An 18814-nucleotide genomic window follows, 5' to 3' on the forward strand; every position below is an offset into this window, starting at 1 on the left:
AGTTCGTCGCGCAGTGGTCCGCGTAAAACTTGGGTTCCCGCCTTCGCGGGAACGACGGTCTTCAGGACGGGGGCAATGCCTGCCTTAGACAGCGTCCGACAGCGAAGTGAAGTTGAAATCGCGGATCTTCATCGACGGAATCAGCATCGCGTAATTCGCCTCGTCCCCGCCAATCACCACCGGCTTGCCGATCTCCTCGATGTTGTTCAGCATCGTCACCGGGCTCTCGTTGAAGCGGAAGTTCTTGATCGGGTGCTTGATCTTGCCGTTCTCCACGTAGAAGGTGCCGTCGCGGGTCAGGCCGGTCAGCAGCACCGATTGCGGGTCCACCATGCGGATGTACCAGGTGCGGGTCACCAGCACGCCCTTCTTGGTGTTGGCGATCAGCTCGGCCGTGGTCTTGTCGGTGCCGGCCATGATCACGTTGCCGGCGCTGCCGACGGCGCGCGCGCCCTTCTGCTTGGCCCAGTACTGCGAGTAGTCCAGCGCGTTGATGCGGCCGTCCTTCACCAGGTGCACGCGTTCGCGCGGCAGCATGCTGTTGTCCCAGGGGAGCACCGGCACGTCCTTGTCCCAGGGGTCGGACCAGATGTTGACCTGCTGGTCGAACAGCTTGTCGCCCAGGCGGTTCTTGCCGCCCTGCTTGGACAGGAAGCTGCGGCCCTCGTCGGCGCGGCGGGCGTCGAAGCCATTCAGCATGAAGCCCAGCAGGTCGCTGGTGGCGGCCGGTTCCATGATCACGGTGTAGCGGCCCGGCTCGAGCGCCTTGGCGTCCACCGAACGCAGCGCCTTCTCGATCGCCACGTCGGCCGCTTCGCGCGGGTCGAACTTCGCCACGTCGCGCGCCGAGCGCTTGACCCAGCCCGAACCGCGGCCGTCTTCGGTGCGCACGGTGCAGGTGAAGTCGAGCGAGGTCGCGATCTGGTGGCCGAACACGCCGTTGGAGTTGGCCACCGTCTCGAAGGACGAGCGGTCGGTGAAGAAGCCGGCGGCCACCAGGCCCTTCTTGCGGCAGGCTTCCATCGCGTAGGCGGCGGCCTGGGCGCGGTATTCCGGATCGATGTCGGCGGTGCGCTGGACGAAGGTCTCGGAGGATTTATAGGCCTGCTTGGCGATAGCCGGCATGAACTCGGGGTTCTCCGGCGCCAGGCGCGCCAGGTCCTCGGCGCGGCGCACGGCGCGCTCGAGCGACTTGTCGTCGAACTCGTTGATGGTGGCGGTGCCCTGCTTCTTGCCGAAGGCGACCTGCACCTGGATGCGGGTGTCGTCGGCCAGGCCGGCGGTGGACACGGCGTTGCGGGCGAAGCGGATGTTGCCGATGCGGCTGCCCTCGACGTTGACGATGCACTCGTCGGCCTTGGACAGCGACATCACCTTGTCGCAGATGCGCTTGGTTTGTTCCTGGGTCAGGATGCTCATGGTCTTCCCTGCTTAGCCGATCTTGCGAGCGGTGTTGATCACGTTGATGCCGTTGAAGCGCGTGGTCGACGACCCGTGCGACACGATCGAGATCTGCGGCGGCTGGCCTTTGCCGTCGAAGAAGGAACCGCCCATGCGCCAGTCGCGCTCGTCGCAGATCGAATGGCAGGCGCTCCAGAATTCCTGGGTGTTGGCCTGGTAGGCCACGTCTTCCAGCATCTGGCCGATCTTGCCGTCCTTGATCTCGTAGAACAGCTGGCCGCCGAACTGGAAGTTGTAGCGCTGCTGGTCGATCGAGAAGGAGCCGTCGCCGACGATGTAGATGCCCTTCTTGATGCCCTTGACCATCTCGTCCGGGGTGAGCTTGGCCTTGCCGGCCGCCAGCGACACGTTCGGCATGCGCTGGAACTGCACCGTGCTCCAGCTGTCGGCGTAGGAGCAGCCGTGCGATTCCTTCTCGCCGATGATGTGGGCCTGGTCGCGGGTGGCCTGGTAGTTGACCAGGATGCCGTCCTTGATGATGTCCCACTTCTTGGTCTTCACGCCTTCGTCGTCGTAGCCGACCGCGCCCAGCGAACCCGGGGTGACCTTGTCGGCGTACAGGTTGACGATCGGCGCGCCGTACTTGAATTTCTTGCTCTCCCATTTGTCGAGGGTGGCGAAGCTGGTGCCGGCGTAGTTCGCCTCGTAGCCCAGCACGCGGTCCAGTTCCGTCGGGTGGCCGACGTTCTCGTGGATGGTCAGCCACAGGTGTTCCGGCGAGAGCATCAGGTCGTACTTGCCGGGCACCACCGACTTGGCGGTCAGCTTGCGCTTGGCGTCGCGGCCTGCGGCGCGCGCGTCCTCGATGATGTCGTAGCTTTCGGTGTACAGGGTGGCGACGCCGCCGGCGGCCTTGATCTTGTGCTCCGGGCGGGCGTCGAGGTATTCATAGCCCTTGCCGACCGGGGAAGAGAGGCCCGAGCGAGAGCGGAACTTGCCGGTCGCCTTGTCGACCGCGGTGGCCTGGAACGGGGCCCACAGGCGGTGCACGTCCTGGTCGATGTAGGAGCCGTCGGTGGAAGCGAAGAACTTCTGCTGGTTCACCTGGAACAGCATCGACTGCATGAAGTTGGCGCCGTTGTCCATGCCGGCCTTGTTGGCGGCGATCAGCAGGTCGGCCTTCTCCTTGATCGGCACCGCGCGCCAGTCCTTCTTGATCGGGGTGGCCCAGGATACGTCACCGACGCCCTTGACTGGTGCAAGACGCACCGGTTCGGACTGCAGCTTGGCGTTGGCCTTGGCGATGGCGACCGCCTGGCGCGCCGCGTTGGCGATGCCGTCGTTCGACACGTCGGAGGTGGCCGCGAAGCCATAGGCGCCGTCGCAGATCACGCGCACGCCCACGCCGGCCGATTCGGTGTTCGCCACGTTCTCGACGTTGAGGTCGCGGGTGACGATGAACTGGTTCAGATAGCGGCCGATGCGCACGTCGCAGTAGCTGGCGCCGGCCTTGGTGGCGGCGTTCAGCGCGACGTCGGCCAGGGCCTTCTTGGCCGCGACGGGCATGGTGGTGAGCAGTTCTTCCGCGGCGATCGCGCGGCCGAAGGGGATGAGCGTCGAGCCGAGCGCCAGGCTGCTGAAATTGAGAAAGGTACGGCGTTCCATGTGGTCTCCTGAATAACCTACTTCCGGGCAGCAGCAGTGCGCACGAGCACGGCGCCGCTTTGTATGTACAGCGCTACTGTGAGATTTTTTTCGCCCGGGTGAGGGCGTCAAACTTCTCAACCTTAGACTAAAGTTTTTGTTTAGGCAATCTTTATGCCATGCACCGAGGCGCCGTTGTTGCAGGCATCCCGCGTCCGGGCCGGTGTCCGCCGGCTGTCCGCCCTGTCCGCTCCGGACAGGGCGGACAGCGCGCCATGCGGGGGACGCATATGCATATGCGTCCGGTGCTTGACTGTCGGGCTCGGCTGCTTGATCATCGACGCGGCCGCAGCGGCGCCCTGCCCTGCTCCCGCAAATCACCCTGGAGACTTCGCACGATGAAACGACTGATCCTGGCCGCCATGCTGGCCACCGGCCTGGCCGGCGCCGCGCAGGCGGACGATGCCCTGAAGGCCGCCATCGCCGGCGAACACCGCAGCGCCCCCAACAAGGCGCGCGACGTGTACCGCCACCCCTACGAAACCCTCAGCTTCTTCGGCATCAAGCCGGACATGACGGTGGTGGAGCTGTCGCCGGGCGGCGGCTGGTACACCGAGATCCTCGCGCCCTACCTGCGCGACAAGGGCAAGCTGATCGCCGCCGGCGGCGCGATGGTGCCGGAGAACCGCGGCGCGATGGCCTTCAAGGGCAAGCTGGACGCCAACCCGGCCCTGTACGGCAAGGTGGTCCCGTCCGTGTTCGAGCCGCCCAAGCGCTACGAGATCGCGGCCCCGGGCAGCGTCGACATGGTGCTCACCTTCCGCAACCTGCACAACTGGGTCGGGAACGGCGAGGACGCCCTGCGCGCCACCTTCAAGGAAATCCACAAGGTCCTGAAACCGGGCGGCGTGCTGGGCGTGGTCGAGCACCGCCTGCCGGCCTCGATGCCCCAGGACGCCAAGGCCTCGAGCGGCTACATGCACGAGGCCTGGGTGATCAAGATGGCGGAAAGCGCCGGCTTCAAGCTGGCCGGCAAGTCCGAAGTCAACGCCAATCCGAAGGACACCGCCAACCACGAGAAGGGCGTGTGGACCCTGCCGCCGGTGCTGGCCAACAAGGACAAGGACCGCGAGAAGTACCTGGCGATCGGCGAGAGCGACCGCATGACCCTCAAGTTCGTCAAGCAGTAAATACGCGCCGGGCCGCGGGGAGGACGCGCCGTCCTCCCCGTGACGATGCACGTATTTCCAAGCGCCCCGCGGGTGTATATTCTTTCGGTTGAGCCCATTTTCAGTCACCGAAGGAATCCATGAAGATTTTCCCTCTCGCCGCACTGGCGCTTGCCGTGTCCACCCTGGCCCAGGCCCAGGACAGCACTCCGCAGACCACGCCGGTGCCGCCGGCGGCCACCACCCAGACCGCGCCGCCGGCCCTGCCGGCCATCGAGGCCTCGGTGGTCAAGATCTTCGCCACCGTGCGCCGTCCCGACCCCTACAAGCCCTGGACCAAGTCCTCGCCGGCCGACGTCACCGGTTCCGGTGTGATCATCGAGGGCAAGCGCATCCTGACCAATGCCCACGTGGTGAACTACGCAAGCCAGGTCGAGGTGCAGGCCAGCCAGTCGGGCGACAAGGTGGCGGCCAAGGTGGTCGCGGTGGCGCGCGGCCTCGACCTCGCGGTGCTGGAGCTCGAAGACCCCTCCTTCTTCGCCAAGCGTCCGCCGGTGCAGCGCGCCGCCGTGCTGCCCGACGTGCGCGAGCAGGTCTTCGCCTACGGCTATCCGGTGGGCGGCAATTCGCTCTCGACCACCAAGGGCATCGTCTCGCGCGTCGAGTTCGTGCCCTACACCTCGTTCAGCTCCGGCCTGCGGATCCAGATCGACGCGCCGATCAACCCCGGCAACAGCGGCGGCCCGGTGGTCGCGGGCGACAAGATGATCGGCCTGGCCTTCTCGATGGCGGCCGGGGCCCAGAACATCGGCTATGTGATTCCGAACGAGGAGATCGAGCTCTTCCTGAGCGACATCGCCGACGGCAAGTACGACGGCAAGCCGCTGCTGCACGACAGCATCCAGAATCTGGAGAACCCGGCCCTGCGCGCCTACCTCAAGCTCGACAAGTCAGTCGAGGGCGCGGTGGTGCACAAGCCCTACCGGACGGACCCCAGCTGGCCGCTCAAGGAATGGGACGTGATCACCCACATCGGCGAGCACCCGATCGACAACCAGGCCATGGTCAAGCTGGGCTCCAACCTGCGGGTGCGCTTCCAGTACCGCATCCAGCAGGTGGCGAAGAACGGCAAGGTGCCGATGACGGTGATCCGCGGCGGCAAGACCATCAAGGTGGAGGTTCCGGCCACCGGCCCGCGCCCGATGCTGATCGCGGACCTGAACGGCGGCTACCCGCCCTACTTCATCTACGGCCCGATCGTGTTCTCGCGCGCCAGCCCGGAGTTCCTGAGCTTCATCGGCGGCAACGCGGCGATGCTGCAGGCCTATGCCTTCAACGCCAGCCCGCTGGTGACGCGCCGAGGCGACTCGCCGGACGCCGAGCGCGAGGAGCTGGTGGTGATCAGTTCGCCCTTCTTCCCGCACAAGCTGATGTCGGGCTACTCGAACCGCTACGGCTCGGTGGTGGAGTCGGTCAACGGCAAGCCGGTGCGCAGCCTGGCCCACCTGGTGGCGCTGCTGCGCGATCTGAAGGACGAGCAGGTCGTGCTCAAGTTCGACCAGCGCTACGGCGAGACCATGATCCTGCCGCGCAAGGCCACGCTGGACGCGACCGAGGCGATCCTGTCGGACAACGGGGTGCGTTCGCAGGGTTCGGACGACATGATGAAGGTCTGGAACGGCAAATAAGCCGTCACGGCGCTGCGAAGATCAACTTGGGTTACCGTAAGGAGTCCAAGTTCGCACCGCAGCACCCGCGCAAAAGCAACCGCAGCCCTCCGATCTAATGCCCTTAAGTTAGCGCCTGCACGTCGTCCCGGCGAAGGCCGGGACCCAAGTTTGCATGCGTATCTGCGCAAGGGAACTTGGGCCCCGGCCTTCGCCGGGGCGACGGTTTTTCTGCTAACTGAATACCAATAAGCCCAAAGCTGCGGTTCTTACTTTCAAACTCCCCTCACACCATCACTTCTCTTTCTTCACCGGCGTAAACAGCAAATCCTGGAAGTCATAGCTGAAATCGGTCTCGGTGGAGATCGGCTTCATGCGCATGCGCTCGATGCTGCCATCGTGATCCAGCGAGAAGGTCACGTAAGCGTCGGCATTGAAGTTCCTCTCCTTCCAGCGAACGATGAAGGTATCGTGCTGGAAGTGCTCCAGCTCCCCGACCAGGTCGGGCGTGCGCGAGAAGCTCAGCACCTGCTTGCCGCCCGAGCGCTTGATGCTCGCCACGCCATACCAGGGGTCGGTGTAGTCCCCTTCGTAGGCCGCCAGCGGCAGCGAAGGTTTCGACCTGGCCGCGCGCGCCGCCGACTCGCTCTTCAGGCGCGCCGCCTCCTTGGCCTGGTTCTCGCGGTCGACCTCGGCGACGCGGCCGATCCAGTCGGTCGGCGCCACGCCCAGGTACTGGTCGAGCAGGCGGTACTGCAGGGCGTTCAGCGAGGGGCCGCTCTCGGCGTTGGTGAAGATCGCGATGCCCAGCTTCGCTTCCGGCACCAGCAGCACGCGCGAATAGAAGCCCTGCAGCGCGCCGCCGTGCAGCGCCACCAGCTTGCCCTGGTAGTCGCGCAGCTGGAAGCCCAGGCCATAGGCGAAGAAGTTGGGCTTGGTCGCCGCCAGCGGAGGACGCGGCTCGACGATCTTCATCGGCGTCTGGGCGGTCCACATCTCGCGCGCCTGCTTGTCGGACCACAGGCGCACTTCCTTGCCGCCGGCGTCCTTGCCGACCCGGCCGCCGTCCAGCAGCACCATCATCCAGCGCGCGATGTCCTCGGCGTTGGTATTGATCCCGACCGCACCGACCGCGTTCGCCACCGGCATCGGCTTGACCACCGCGGCGCGGCCCTTGATCTTGCTGTGCGGGCTGGAGACGTTGTCCTTGTTCGCGTGCTCGTCCAGGCTGGTGGTGGTGCCGTGCATGCCCACCGGCTGGAGGATCCACTCGCGCATGGTCTCGCCCCAGCTCTTTCCGGACTTCTGGGCGATGATCTTGCCGGCCACGATGTAGAGCAGGTTGTCGTAGGCGTAGCTGTTGCGGAAGCTCGTCGCCGGCTTGATGTAGCGGAGGTTGTGGATGATCTCGTCGGTGCTGAAGGTGGTCGTCGGCCACCACATCAGGTCACCCGCACCCAGGCCCAGGCCGCTGCGGTGGGTCAGCAGGTCGCGCACCGTCATCTCGGCCGTCACATAGGCGTCGTACATGCGGAAGTCCGGCAGGTGCTTGATCACCGGGTCGTCCCAGTCCAGCTTGCCCTGGTCGACCAGCATGGCCAGGCCGGCCGCGGTGAAGGCCTTGGAGTTGGAGGCGATCTCGAACAGGGTTTTGCCGTCCACCGGGGTCGGGTCGCCCAGCTTGCGCACGCCGAAGCCCTGGGCCGCCAGCACCTTGCCGTCCTTGACCACGGCGATGGCGATGCCGGGCACGTCGAATTCCTTCATCACGCGCCTGACGTCGGCTTCCAGGTTGTAGGCCGGCGCCTGGGCGGCGGCGGCCGGGGCCGGGGCCGCGACCGGGACTTGCGCCAGCGCGGCGCCGGCTGCGGTGGCGGACAGCGCGATCAGGATCGCGGCGGCGAGTCGGTTCATTCCTTGCACGGTCTTCTCTCTCATCGTTTGTTCATCTGCTTGTCGACGCTGGCCTGGGTCTCGGGGTGGTAACGCGCGCGCGCCGCCTTGTAGACGCGTTCGGCCCAGGCCCGATCCTGCTCGTTGGCGCGCAGGGCGGCGTAGAGCGGCACCACGAACTTCTGGCGGCCCACGCTCATCAGGAAGGCTTCCAGGTTGGGACGGATGCCGCGGTAGCCGGCATGCACCGAGGCTCGGTAGAAGCGGAAGGCCACCTCGTTGTTGCCGGTCTTCGCCAGGCCGTAGGCCTTGTCCAGTTCTTCCAGACGCTTGGCGTCGGCCTTGTTGTCGATGTCGTTCAAGAACTTCATCCACTCGGCGGCGTTCCATGCCTTGGTAGGCAGCTGGGCGGTGTCCAGCTCGCCCTTGAGCCAGGCCGCCGTCGTGGCGTTCAGGCGCGCCAGGCGCTCGGACACGGCGAGCTTGGCGCTGGCCGGGATACCCGGGCCGTACAGCCATTCATCCAGCTCGGCCTCGCTCATGACCTGAGGGTTCTTGGCCAGCAGGTTGGCGCGCAGGTAGGCGACGAACTGCTCGGTGGTCACGCTCTGGAAGGCGTGCTGGTCGAACCAGCCGCGCAGGAAGGGATCGAAGGCGGCGCGGCCGGCGCGCTGCTCGAGTGTGCGCAGGAACCAGGCGCCCTTCGGATAGGCCAGCTCCTCGTCGGTGTAGTGTTCGGACGAGGTGTCCGGGTGGCGCGTGACCAGGGCCTGCTTTTCCTTCGCCAGGGTCTTGAGGTGCTCCAGCGCCTCTTCCTGCTCGAGCTGCAGGTTCATGGTGGCGACTTCTTCGCCGTAGATCTTTTCGAGGATGCGCGTGGTCACGTAGGTGGTGAAGCCTTCGTTCAGCCACCAGTGCTTCCAGGAGGCGTTGGTCACCAGGTTGCCCGACCAGCTGTGCGCCAGCTCGTGGGCGATCAGGTCGACCAGGCTGCGGTCGCCCGCGATCATGGTCGGGGTCAGGAAGGTCAGGCGCGGATTCTCCATGCCGCCGATCGGGAAGGAAGGCGGCAGCACCAGCATGTCGTAGCGCCCCCAGCGATACGGGCCGTAGAGCGACTCGGCCGCCGCCACCATTTTCTCAGTGTCGGCCAGCTCGTACTCGGCGGCGCCGATGCGCTTCGGTTCGGCGTAGACGCCGGTGCGCGGGCCCAGCGAGCGCACGTCCAGCTCGCCGATGCCGATCGCCAGCAGGTAGGACGGGATCGGCTGCGGCATGGTGAATTTCCAGCCGCCCTTGCCGGTGGCCTTGGCGTCGTTATCGGCGCTCATCACCACGCGCAGGCCTTCCGGCGCCTGGATGCGGGCGGTGTAGGTGAAGCGCACCGCCGGCGTGTCCTGGATCGGCACCCAGGAACGCGCGTTGATCGATTGCGACTGGCTGAACATGAAGGGACGCTTGCCCGACAGGGTCTGGGCCGGCGTCAGCCACTGCAGGGCGGTGGCGGTGGGCGCGGTGCGGTAGTGGATGCGCACCTTGTTCGGCTGGCCGGGCAGCGCGATGCGCAGGGCCTGGCCCTTCTCCGGGTCGAACTTGTCGAGGGTGTAGCGGACGGCGCGCCAGGCGCCGCCGGCATCCTGGGCTTCGATTTTGGCGATGCTCAGCTCGCGGGTGTCGAGGTCGAGGGTGGTGGCGGATTTGTCCAACCAGTCGAGGGTCAGCTCGGCGTAGCCGTCCAGGGTCTTGCGCGCGAAGTCGGCCTTCAGGTCCATGTGCAGGGCACTGGTTTTCACCTGGTCGTACTTGGCGTAGCTCAGGGGGTCGAGCGCGAACGCGCAGGCGCTCCAGGCGCCGAGGATGGCGGTGGCGGCGGCGCGCAACAGAAAACGTGTTTTCATGGTCTCTCGCAGGGATGCGGCCCGGGCGTGGCCCCGGGCCGGGGCGCGTGCAGAATAGCACGCACCCAGCGCCAGCGAAAGCGCCGGCCCGGCGCGGTGGGCCGTAGGGCGAGCCTTACGGCTAGCCGTAACGGCCAGCCTCACGGCTGGCTGTAAGTACAGCGGCGGCGCGCACGGTCTGCTATGATCGCGCCTCTTTTCGCCCCACCTTCACCCTCCCCCGCACCCCACCGTATGGACGCCTTCCTCGTTTCGACCGGCATCGTGGCGCTCGCCGAGATCGGCGACAAGACCCAGCTGCTGGCCTTCCTGCTGGCGGCGCGCTTTCGCCGCCCGATGCCCATCGTGGCCGGCATCTTCGTCGCCACCATCCTGAACCACGCCTTCGCGGCGGCGGTGGGCGCGCTGGTGAGCGAGCTGCTCGGCCCGGGCGTGATGCGCTGGGTGCTGGGCCTGTCCTTCCTGGGCATGGCGGCCTGGATCCTGGTGCCGGACGAGATCGACGAGGAAGAGGCCAGCCTGGCGCGCCACGGCGTCTTCCTCACCACCCTGATCGCCTTCTTCGTGGCCGAGATGGGCGACAAGACCCAGGTCGCCACCGTGGCGCTGGCGGCGCGCTACGAATCGATGGCGGCCATTGTCGCCGGCACCACCTTCGGCATGATGCTGGCCAACGTGCCGGCCGTGATCTTCGGCGAGCGCATCGCCAAACGCGTGCCGGTCAGGCTGGTGCACGGCATCGCGGCCCTGATCTTCGTGGTGCTGGGCGTCGCCACCCTGCTCGGCGCGGGCGAAGGCCTGGGCTTCTGAGCCTCACTCCTGGGTGACCCAGACCGGGGCCGACCACAGCACCCCGCCATCGTCCTGGGTGATGCGGGCGTAGTAGAAATGCTCGCCGGGGGCCGGCGTGTAGGTGGTGGTGGCGGTCTCCGACAGGCGGCTCACCTCGCCGTTGCGGCCCGGGACCCCTTCCATGATCGCCACCGCCGCCACCGACCTGCCCGCCGCGCTGGCGAAATGTGCGGCCAGGGTGAGCGGTCCCCGGTTGCGCAGGCGCTCGCCCATCATGCGCCCGTTGGCGGTGAACACCAGCTGCGAATGCTTGTCCATGGTCGCGAACACGCGCCGTGCGCGCAGGGCTTCCACGAAGCTGTCCATGGTCAGCGGCGCGCCCTGGGCAATCAGGACGCCGGTGCGGTTGGCGGAGCTCGCGCCCCAGTTGGCGCAGTGGTTGTCCTGGTTGGTGCTGAAGGCCAGGTGGTAGCCCGCCTCGAGCAGCTTGTTGCAGGCGGCCTCGAAATTGCTGCGCCGGGTTTCGCTCTCGCTCAGGTTGGTCGAGAAGGCGCTGGTGTTCATCACTTCGCACAGCACCATCGCCTCGTCGCCGTCGCGGGTGTAGGCGAGCGGCACGCCGTTCACCTGGAACTGGCCGGCCAGGGCCGGGTGATTGAACTGGCCCACCCAGCCGCGTTCGCGCATCAGGGTGTACAGGGCGGCATAGTCGCCGCGCGGGCTGAGGGTATCGGCCAGCAGCTCTCCCTTGGCGTTCTTTTCCCAGCCCAGCAGCTCGCGGCTGTTGAAGATGTTGAGGTGGCCGCCATTGTTGATGACGCCCCACTCCATGCCGTACACGGCAAGAAAGCCGGGATACGCCTTCGAGAAGGCTTCCGCGCTCGCCAGGCCCGACTGGTACAGGGCCTTGGCGCGCGCCGGGTCGGCCTCCGGGGCGCTGCCTTCCGAGCCGTCGTACATGTGGTTATGCTCGGACGCGGCCAGGATGTCCAGCCCCTGCCTGCGCGCGAAGTCGAAAGCCGCGTCGGGACCGAAGGGCGCGCTGAGCGGATCCTGGGCGCCCTTGCAGGCGGTGACGGCGGCGCCGCCGTCGCTGTGGTTGGTCTGGCTGTGCAGGTTGCCCAGGTAGACCGTGTAGGGAAGCGTGGCGGGCGCCGGCGCCGCCCCCGGCGCGCCGGCGGCTCCCGGCAGCGCCTGGAAGCGCGGCATGGCCGGCGCCGGCGGCGCGCCGACCGCGATCTCCCAGCTCTGGCTCAGGGCCTGGTGGGCATCGCCGCGCAGGCTGGCGTGCAGGCGCACCCGGTAGATGCCGGGCGGGGCGACGCGCCTGCCGATGCGGCCCGACCAGGCCAGCGGCACGCTCAGGCTTTCGCCCTCGAGCAGCGTCTCGCCGCGCCAGCGCAGCGCTACCCGGCCGTCCGGGCGCACCAGTTCCACCCGCCAGTCGACCACGCCGGCCCGCGGCAGGCCCGGATAGTCGAACTGCAGGGTAAAGCTGCGCTGGGCCTGGGCCCCGCCCTGGAAGGGCGCGTACAGCGTGGCGTCGAACTCCCTGTGCTCGCTCGGGGCGGCGGCGGCCGGCGCGCAGGCGGCCAGCATCAGGGCGGAAAAGAGAGGGGATAGGAGAGCGGTCTTCATGATGCAATTTTTGCAATTTCATGGAAATCGCTTTTGCTCCAGCACCGCACTTCATTGTCTTTTTGATCACATAGTTTGTGCGGAAATAAATTGTTGTTTATTTAATTTTTCCGCCGTGACAAAGTGATGCAGATTGCGGCGCCGGCCCGGGTTACCATCGGGCTCATGAAGACAATGCTCGTGGTCCTCGCCGTGGTCCTGCTCGCCGCCGTCCTGACGTGGCGGCCGGCCGGCGTCAACTTCACCCTGGTCAACGTCGGCGCGCAGCCCCTGTCCGGGGTGACGGTGCGGGTCACCGGGCGCGACTATCCCATCGGCGACCTGGCGCCCGGCGAGACCAAGCGCCTGCGCCTCTCGCCTACCGGCGATTCGCACGTCGAACTGGCGCTGGCGGGAGGGCGGCGGCTGATCATCGGCAGTTACCTGCAGCCGGGCTACCGGGGCAGCCTGGAGGCGCGCGTGACCGCGGACGCGGTGCTGACGGTCAAGGACGAGGTCGAAGCCGGCGTATATTGAGCGCGACATTCTCGCCGTGTTTAGTAAACGAGCTAAACATGCCGCTGATCGCGCGCGTCTTATTGCTGAGGAGGCGGACTCGGCATATAAGTGCCGGATTGGCACTGGCGCACAAGAATGGAGACACCATGACAGTTCGTTGCAAACGCGGTTCCTTGTCCCTCACCCTGCTGGCGGCGGCGCTGCTGGCCACCCTTCCCGCCCAGGCGGCGGCCCCGGGCTCCCCGGCGGCGGCCGTCAACGTCTTCATCGGCACCGGCGGCGACGGCCACACCTTCCCCGGCGCCAGCCGGCCCTTCGGCATGGTGCAGCTCAGCCCCGACACCCAGGTGCGCCACTTCCGCCAGAGCTATCCCTGGGCCGCCGGCTACCGCTACAACGACGACTCCATCCTCGGCTTCTCGCACACCCACTTCTCCGGCAGCGGCCACTCCGACCTGGGCGACGTGCTCCTGATGCCCTACAGCGGCGGCGAGACCCGCCTGGAGCCGGGCTACCCCGAGCGCCCCTTCTCGGGCTACCGCTCGCGCTTCTCGCACGCCGAGGAAAAGGCCGAACCGGGCTATTACGCGGTGCGCCTGAAGGACAACGAGGTCGACGTCGAGCTCACCGCCAGCGAGCGCGTGGGCCTGCACCGCTACCGCTTCCACAAGGACGCGCCGGCCAAGGTGATCCTCGACCTGCGCCAGAGCATCTACGATTACAGCAGCAAGAACCTGTGGTCGCGCCTGCGCGTGCGCGACGCCACCACCCTGACCGGCATGCGCGAGACGCGCGGCTGGGCGCCCGGCCGCCAGCTCTACTTCGCGGTCAAGTTCTCGCGCCCGATGACGGCGCGCCAGCTGCACAACCGCGAGGAAGCCATCGAGTACCGCGGCTTCGCGCCGCCGGGCAAGACCCCGGCCGACAAGGTGCTGGTCGAGGGCAAGGCCCTGGTGGCGGCGCTGGAATTCGGCGCTCCCCAGGACGGCACCCTGATGGTGAAGGTCGCGATCTCGCCGGTGAGCGAGGACAACGCGCTGGCCAACCTGGAAGAGATGCCGGGCTGGGACTTCGAGGCCGAGCGCGGCAAGGCCGGCGCCGCCTGGAACGCCGCCCTCGGCGCGGTCAGCGTCGAGGCGCCGGACGCGATGCGCACCATGTTCACCACCGCGCTCTACCACAGCATGCTGGCGCCTTCGCTCTTCATGGACCGCGACGGCCGCTACCGCGGACCGGACAACCAGGTGCACCAGGCGAAGAACTTCCGCTTCCACTCCACCTTCTCGCTGTGGGACACCTACCGCGCCCTGCACCCCCTGCTCACCCTGCTGGCGCCGGAACAGCGCAACGCCGACTTCGTGAACTCCCTGATCGCGGCGCGCCAGCACAGCCCCTACGGCATCCTGCCGGTGTGGTCCTTCCACGGCCTGGAGACCTGGTGCATGATCGGCTACCACGCGGTGCCGGTGATCGCCGACGCCTACATGAAGGGCATCCGCGGCTTCGACCCGGAGCAGGCCCTGGCCGCGATGACCGCCAGCGCCGAATACGGTCCCTACGGCGGCCTGGAACACTACATGAAGCTGGGCTACGTGCCGATCGACCGCGAACCGGAAGCCGCCTCCAAGACGGTGGAATACGCCTTCGACGACTGGACCATCGCGCGCATGGCCGAGAAGATGGGCAAGAAGGACGTGGCGGCGCGCTACTACGGACGGGCCCAGAACTACCGCAACGTGTTCGACAAGGAGACCGGCTTCATCCGCGCGCGCAAGAGCACGGGCGAGTTCCGCACCCCGTTCAACCCGGTGCAGTCGAACTTCGGCAGCGACTACACCGAGGGCAGCGCCTGGCAGTATTCCTGGTACATGCCCCACGATAACGCAGGCCTGATCGCCATGCTGGGCGGCGACGCCGCCCTGGTGGCCAAGCTGGACCAGGTGTTCGACGCCAAGGTCGACGAGAACGTCTACGCCCACATGGAAGACATCTCGGGCCTGATCGGCCACTACGCCCACGGCAACGAGCCCTCGCACCACGTGGCCTACCTGTACAACTTCGCCGGCGCGCCCTGGCGCACCCAGGAGCGCCTGACCCACATCATGGCGACCCAGTACGCCAACCGTCCGGACGGCCTCTCGGGCAACGACGACCTGGGCCAGATGTCGGCCTGGTTCGCCTTCACCGCGCTCGGCTTCTATCCGGTGGCGCCGGCCAGCAACGAGTACGTGATCGGCCGCCCCTTCCTCGACAAGGCGACCCTGAACCTCCCGAACGGCAAGCGCTTCACGGTGCGCGCGCTGAACCTGTCGGAGGCCAACCGCTACGTCGGCAAGGTCACGCTCAACGGCCGCGCGCTGGAGCGCACCTTCCTGCGCCACGAGGACATCACCGCCGGCGGCGAACTGGTGTTCACCATGCAGGCCACGCCCAACAAGGACTGGGGCAAGTCGCCGGCCAGCCGGCCCTACACCCAGACCCGCTACGGGAGCGGCGCGCAATGACGGCGGACAGGCTGCGCTGAGGGGCCGCCATGCCGGTGACCATCCGCGACATCGCGCGCGCGACCAACTACTCCATCGGCACGGTCTCGCGCGCGCTGAAGAACCAGGACGGGCTGACCGAGCGCACCCGCGCCCGGATCCGCGCCGTGGCCCAGCAGCTCGGCTACGATTTCGGCAACCTGCGCCAGGGCGAGGTGCGCCGCATCGCCTTCCTGCTGCACCGCCAGCACGACACCCAGTCGAGCAGCCCCTTCTACCTGCCGGTGCTGCACGGGGCCGAGGAAGCCTGCCGCAAGCGCGGCATCGCCCTGTCCTTCGTGGTGGTCGGGCCGGCCGAGCCGGTGCTGGACCTGGTGCGGGTGCACCAGCCCGACGCCCTGCTGTGCGCCGGCTTCTTCGAGCCCGAGCTGCTGGGCGTGCTGCGCGAGACCGGCAAGCCGCTGGTGCTGCTCGACATGCGCCTGCCCGGTTACCGCAGCGTCAACCCGGACCACCAGCTGGGCGGCTACCTGGCCACCCGCCACCTGATCCGCCAGGGCCGGCGCCGCATCGCCATGCTGTGCGGCTCGCTGGCCCACTACAGCATCCACGAGCGCAGCCGTGGCTTTCGCAAGGCCTTGTTCGAGGCGCGCATGCTGGCCGACCCCGAGCTCGAGATCCAGCTCCCCAGCATCGGCAACCCGGTGGCCAACGTGCGCCAGGCCGTCGAGCAGCTGCTGGCCCTGCCCCAGCGCCCGGACGCCCTGTTCTGCTACAACGACAGCACCGCCCTGGCGGCGATGGCCTGCTGCCTGGAGCGCGGCCTGAAGGTCCCGCACGACCTGGCCATCGTCGGCTTCGACGACATCGGCGCCGCCGCCCAGGCCGTGCCGCCGCTGAGCAGCATCAGCATCGACAAGGAAGCCCTGGGCGCGGTGGGCGTCGAACTGCTGCTGGACAAGGGGGCGCCGCACCCGGACCAGGGCCTCGACCAGACCCTCCCCGTGCAGCTGGTGGTGCGCGAGAGCAGCAATGACGACTAAGGAAGACCCCATGCAGAAGTTCCCCGATTTCTTTTCGCCGGACACGCTCGACCGCCACGTGGCGCACACCATGTCCTTCTATTACCCGCGCTGCGTCGACCCCAGCGGCGGCTTCTACCATTTCTTCAAGGACGACGGCAGGGTCTACGACGCCGCCACCCGCCACCTGGTGTCGAGCACCCGCTTCGTGTTCGTGTTCGCCAGCGCCTGGCGCCACTTCGGCAAATCCGAGTACCAGGACATGGTGCGCCACGGCCTCGACTTCCTGCGCCGCGTCCACCGCAACCCGGCCACCGGCGGCTACGCCTGGCAACTGGCCTGGGAGGATGGCCAGGCGCGCGTGCTGGACGACGACAACCATTGCTACGGCCTGGCCTTCGTCCTGCTGGCCTATGCGCATGCGCTGATGGCGGGTGTGGAGGAAGCGCGCGACTGGATCGCCGAGACCTTCGAACTGATGGAGGCGCGCTTCTGGGAAGCGGAACACGGCCTGTACGCCGACCAGGCCAGGGGCGACTGGAGCGCGCTGGATCCCTACCGCGGCCAGAACGCCAACATGCACGCCTGCGAAGCCCTGCTGGCGGCCTACCGCGCTACCCAACACCTGCCCTACCTGCACCGGGCCGAGACCCTGGCGCGCAACATCACCCAGCGCCAGGCCGGCCGCGCCGGCGGCAAGATCTGGGAGCATTACACGAAGGACTGGCAGGTCGACTGGGACTTCAACCTGCACGACAAGGCCAATTTGTTCCGCCCCTGGGGCTACCAGCCGGGCCACTTCACCGAATGGAGCAAGCTGCTGCTGCAGCTCGAAGCCCATGCGCCCCAGCTGGCGGGGCCGGCCGACTGGCTGCTGCCCGCCGCCCAGGACCTGTACGCGACCGCCTGGCGCCATGCCTGGGACAAGGTTCACGGCGGCCTGCACTACGGCTTCGCGCCGGACGGCACGGTGTGCGACGCCGACAAGTATTTCTGGGTGCAGGCCGAGACCCTGGCCGCCGCCGCCCTGCTGGGCGCGCGCACGGGCGCCGAGCGCTACTGGCTGGACTACGAGCGCCTGTGGGCCTACAGCTGGGAGCATTTCGTCGACCACGAGCACGGCGCCTGGTACCGCATCCTCAGCTTCGATAACCGCAAATACTCGGACGAGAAGAGCCCGGCGGGCAAGGTCGACTACCACACCATGGGCGCCTGCTACGACATCATGCCGGCGCTGGCGCGGCGCCGCGGCGCGCCATGAAGCCGGCCATGAGCGAACCGGTGTTCTTCGCCAGCGCCCGGGAATTCCGCGCCTGGCTGCAGGCGCACGCCCACGAGGGCGGCGAACTCCTGGTGGGTTTCCACAAGGTGGGCAGCGGACGGCCCTGCATGAGCTGGTCCGAGTCGGTCGACCAGGCCCTGTGCTTCGGCTGGATCGACGGCGTGCGCAAGCGCGTCGACGAGGACACCTACACGATCCGCTTCACGCCGCGCAAGGCCGGTTCGATCTGGAGCGCGGTGAACATCGACAAGGTCGCGCGCCTGCGCGCCGAGGGCCTGATGACCGAAGCCGGCGAACAGGCTTTCGCGCGCCGCAGCGAAGCGCGCTCGCGCGTGTATGCGCACGAGCGCGAGACGCCGGCCGAGCTGGCGCCCGAGGCGCTCGCGCGCTTCCAGGGCGAAGCCCAGGCCTGGGCCTACTTCGAGACCTGTCCGCCCGGCTACCGCAGCCAGCTTCTGCACTGGGTGACCAGCGCGAAGAAGGAAGAGACGCGCGCCGCGCGCCTGCAGCGCCTGATCGAGGCCTGCGCGCGCGGGCAGCGCCTCTAGCCGCTTAGAAGTGGTACTCGGCCCGCACCATCGGCGTGCTGGCCCGCTGTCCCCGGCCGCCGGTGCTGGCGCGCGAGTTGCCGAACTTGTTGTTCCAGAACTGGTATTCGAGCCCGACCCGGAAGCGGTTCTTCTTCTGCCCGAAATGCGCGCCCACGTCGTACATGAGCTGCATGTCGATGTTGGTCTCGGCGCTGGTCGGGTTGCCCACCTCGTCCGGACCCTTCTCGGCGATGAAGTTGGCATAGCCCTCGAAAGCCCAGCGCTCGTTGATCGGGATGCCCCAGCTCAGGTTGAGCATCGGGTGGTTCTCGAAGGTGTAGCGGCGTCCGCCCACGTTCGAGATCGGCGGGAAGGCCCCGTGCGGCGCATTGCTCTCGTGGATCAGCAGCAGGCTGGCGTTCAGGAAGCCCGGCACGTCCAGCATCAGGGTCGGCCCCAGCACCCACATGCGCTTGCGCGAGTTGTAGCCGACGTCTTCCTTGAAGTTGAAGTCGAAGCCGCCGGTCAGGCCGACGCCGCGCACCGGCCCGAAGCGCAGCTCCTTGCCGCTCAGCTTTCCGAGGTCGAGGGTGTGCCGGTAGAGCAGATAGGCTTCCAGGGCGCCGGTGCTGTCGGTGAGCGAGCGCGGATCCTTGCTGTCGGACTTGAGCACGTCCAGGTTGAAGTAGTTGCTGCCGTACTTGTAGCCGCTGGCGTGGGTGAAGGCCAGCACGTGCTTGTTGATGTGGTCCGGATTGAAGGGCTCGGCGAAGCGGGTGCCGTAGCGCCAGCTGAGCGCGTTGTCGGCCCAGTCGACGGCCTGGGCCGCGCCGGCGGCCAGGGCCAGTGCGGCGCAGCAGGCGGCGCGGATGGTCTTGCTCATGTCATTCTCCCTCG

14 protein-coding genes are annotated in these 18814 nt (G+C 67.5%); 8 read left to right on the plus strand and 6 right to left on the minus strand.

Annotated elements, in window-relative coordinates:
* Positions 1–84 precede the first annotated feature (84 nt).
* Together B0920_RS22025 and B0920_RS22030 are read right to left on the minus strand one after the other, a co-directional pair.
* The gene (locus B0920_RS22025; protein WP_078034824.1) at positions 85–1419 is read right to left on the minus strand and encodes a TldD/PmbA family protein; all 1335 of its coding nucleotides are present in this window, start codon (positions 1417–1419) and stop codon (positions 85–87) included.
* Positions 1420–1431: 12 nt separating this feature from the next.
* Positions 1432–3066 carry a TldD/PmbA family protein gene (locus B0920_RS22030; RefSeq protein WP_078034825.1) on the minus strand — a complete coding sequence of 545 codons (1635 nt, stop codon included), beginning with the start codon at positions 3064–3066 and terminating at the stop codon, positions 1432–1434.
* Positions 3067–3443: 377 nt separating this feature from the next.
* Here B0920_RS22030 and B0920_RS22035 point away from each other — a divergent pair, with 377 nt between their 5' ends.
* Together B0920_RS22035 and B0920_RS22040 are read left to right on the plus strand one after the other, a co-directional pair.
* The gene (locus tag B0920_RS22035) at positions 3444–4235 is read left to right on the plus strand and encodes a class I SAM-dependent methyltransferase (RefSeq protein ID WP_078034826.1); all 792 of its coding nucleotides are present in this window, start codon (positions 3444–3446) and stop codon (positions 4233–4235) included.
* Positions 4236–4354: 119 nt separating this feature from the next.
* Entirely contained in the window at positions 4355–5902 is a 1548-nt protein-coding gene (locus tag B0920_RS22040; RefSeq protein WP_078034827.1) for a S1C family serine protease, read from the plus strand.
* 273 nt (positions 5903–6175) lie between these two features.
* On the opposite strand, the gene B0920_RS22045 is transcribed toward B0920_RS22040, so the two are convergent.
* Together B0920_RS22045 and B0920_RS22050 are read right to left on the minus strand one after the other, a co-directional pair.
* Complete coding sequence (locus B0920_RS22045; protein ID WP_078034828.1) at positions 6176–7795, minus strand: serine hydrolase; 1620 nt, start codon at positions 7793–7795, stop codon at positions 6176–6178.
* Between the two features lie 20 nt (positions 7796–7815).
* Entirely contained in the window at positions 7816–9672 is a 1857-nt protein-coding gene (locus B0920_RS22050; protein WP_078034829.1) for a M1 family metallopeptidase, read from the minus strand.
* Positions 9673–9906: 234 nt separating this feature from the next.
* On the opposite strand from B0920_RS22050, the gene B0920_RS22055 reads away from it, so the two are divergent.
* Positions 9907–10482, plus strand: a complete 576-nt coding sequence (locus B0920_RS22055; RefSeq protein WP_078034830.1) for a TMEM165/GDT1 family protein — start codon at positions 9907–9909, stop codon at positions 10480–10482.
* Between the two features lie 3 nt (positions 10483–10485).
* Here B0920_RS22055 and B0920_RS22060 read toward each other — a convergent pair whose 3' ends face one another.
* Complete coding sequence (locus B0920_RS22060; protein ID WP_078034831.1) at positions 10486–12102, minus strand: CehA/McbA family metallohydrolase; 1617 nt, start codon at positions 12100–12102, stop codon at positions 10486–10488.
* A 165-nt stretch (positions 12103–12267) separates the two neighbouring features.
* Between B0920_RS22060 and B0920_RS22065 the strand changes: the two genes are divergently transcribed.
* From B0920_RS22065 to B0920_RS22085, 5 genes are all read left to right on the plus strand, one after another.
* Complete coding sequence (locus tag B0920_RS22065; RefSeq protein WP_143745873.1) at positions 12268–12618, plus strand: hypothetical protein; 351 nt, start codon at positions 12268–12270, stop codon at positions 12616–12618.
* A gap of 128 nt (positions 12619–12746) precedes the next feature.
* On the plus strand, positions 12747–15104 hold the full coding sequence (locus B0920_RS22070) for a GH92 family glycosyl hydrolase (protein ID WP_078034833.1): 2358 nt from the start codon (positions 12747–12749) through the stop codon (positions 15102–15104).
* 29 nt (positions 15105–15133) lie between these two features.
* Complete coding sequence (locus B0920_RS22075; protein ID WP_078034834.1) at positions 15134–16126, plus strand: LacI family DNA-binding transcriptional regulator; 993 nt, start codon at positions 15134–15136, stop codon at positions 16124–16126.
* Complete coding sequence (locus tag B0920_RS22080) at positions 16116–17366, plus strand: AGE family epimerase/isomerase (protein WP_078034835.1); 1251 nt, start codon at positions 16116–16118, stop codon at positions 17364–17366. Before B0920_RS22075 ends, B0920_RS22080 begins: the two co-directional genes overlap by 11 nt.
* 8 nt (positions 17367–17374) lie before the next feature.
* Positions 17375–17935: a YdeI family protein gene (locus tag B0920_RS22085; RefSeq protein ID WP_078034836.1), complete on the plus strand. Its 561-nt coding sequence runs from the start codon at positions 17375–17377 to the stop codon at positions 17933–17935.
* A gap of 4 nt (positions 17936–17939) precedes the next feature.
* On the opposite strand, the gene B0920_RS22090 is transcribed toward B0920_RS22085, so the two are convergent.
* Entirely contained in the window at positions 17940–18800 is an 861-nt protein-coding gene (locus B0920_RS22090) for an outer envelope protein (protein ID WP_078034837.1), read from the minus strand.
* Positions 18801–18814: the final 14 nt, after the last annotated feature.

This window comes from Massilia sp. KIM (genome assembly GCF_002007115.1).
GTDB lineage: Bacteria > Pseudomonadota > Gammaproteobacteria > Burkholderiales > Burkholderiaceae_D > Telluria.

What these genes read in the sequence shown, in the direction of transcription:
- B0920_RS22045 (WP_078034828.1), bottom strand. Translation starts at nt 7,795, where the DNA reads ATGAACCGACTCGCCGCCGCGATCCTGATCGCGCTGTCCGCCACCGCA.
- B0920_RS22030 (WP_078034825.1), bottom strand. Translation starts at nt 3,066, where the DNA reads ATGGAACGCCGTACCTTTCTCAATTTCAGCAGCCTGGCGCTCGGCTCG.
- B0920_RS22055 (WP_078034830.1), top strand. Translation starts at nt 9,907, where the DNA reads ATGGACGCCTTCCTCGTTTCGACCGGCATCGTGGCGCTCGCCGAGATC.
- B0920_RS22035 (WP_078034826.1), top strand. Translation starts at nt 3,444, where the DNA reads ATGAAACGACTGATCCTGGCCGCCATGCTGGCCACCGGCCTGGCCGGC.
- B0920_RS22090 (WP_078034837.1), bottom strand. Translation starts at nt 18,800, where the DNA reads ATGAGCAAGACCATCCGCGCCGCCTGCTGCGCCGCACTGGCCCTGGCC.
- B0920_RS22085 (WP_078034836.1), top strand. Translation starts at nt 17,375, where the DNA reads ATGAGCGAACCGGTGTTCTTCGCCAGCGCCCGGGAATTCCGCGCCTGG.
- B0920_RS22060 (WP_078034831.1), bottom strand. Translation starts at nt 12,102, where the DNA reads ATGAAGACCGCTCTCCTATCCCCTCTCTTTTCCGCCCTGATGCTGGCC.
- B0920_RS22050 (WP_078034829.1), bottom strand. Translation starts at nt 9,672, where the DNA reads ATGAAAACACGTTTTCTGTTGCGCGCCGCCGCCACCGCCATCCTCGGC.
- B0920_RS22070 (WP_078034833.1), top strand. Translation starts at nt 12,747, where the DNA reads ATGACAGTTCGTTGCAAACGCGGTTCCTTGTCCCTCACCCTGCTGGCG.
- B0920_RS22080 (WP_078034835.1), top strand. Translation starts at nt 16,116, where the DNA reads ATGACGACTAAGGAAGACCCCATGCAGAAGTTCCCCGATTTCTTTTCG.
- B0920_RS22040 (WP_078034827.1), top strand. Translation starts at nt 4,355, where the DNA reads ATGAAGATTTTCCCTCTCGCCGCACTGGCGCTTGCCGTGTCCACCCTG.
- B0920_RS22065 (WP_143745873.1), top strand. Translation starts at nt 12,268, where the DNA reads ATGAAGACAATGCTCGTGGTCCTCGCCGTGGTCCTGCTCGCCGCCGTC.
- B0920_RS22075 (WP_078034834.1), top strand. Translation starts at nt 15,134, where the DNA reads ATGCCGGTGACCATCCGCGACATCGCGCGCGCGACCAACTACTCCATC.
- B0920_RS22025 (WP_078034824.1), bottom strand. Translation starts at nt 1,419, where the DNA reads ATGAGCATCCTGACCCAGGAACAAACCAAGCGCATCTGCGACAAGGTG.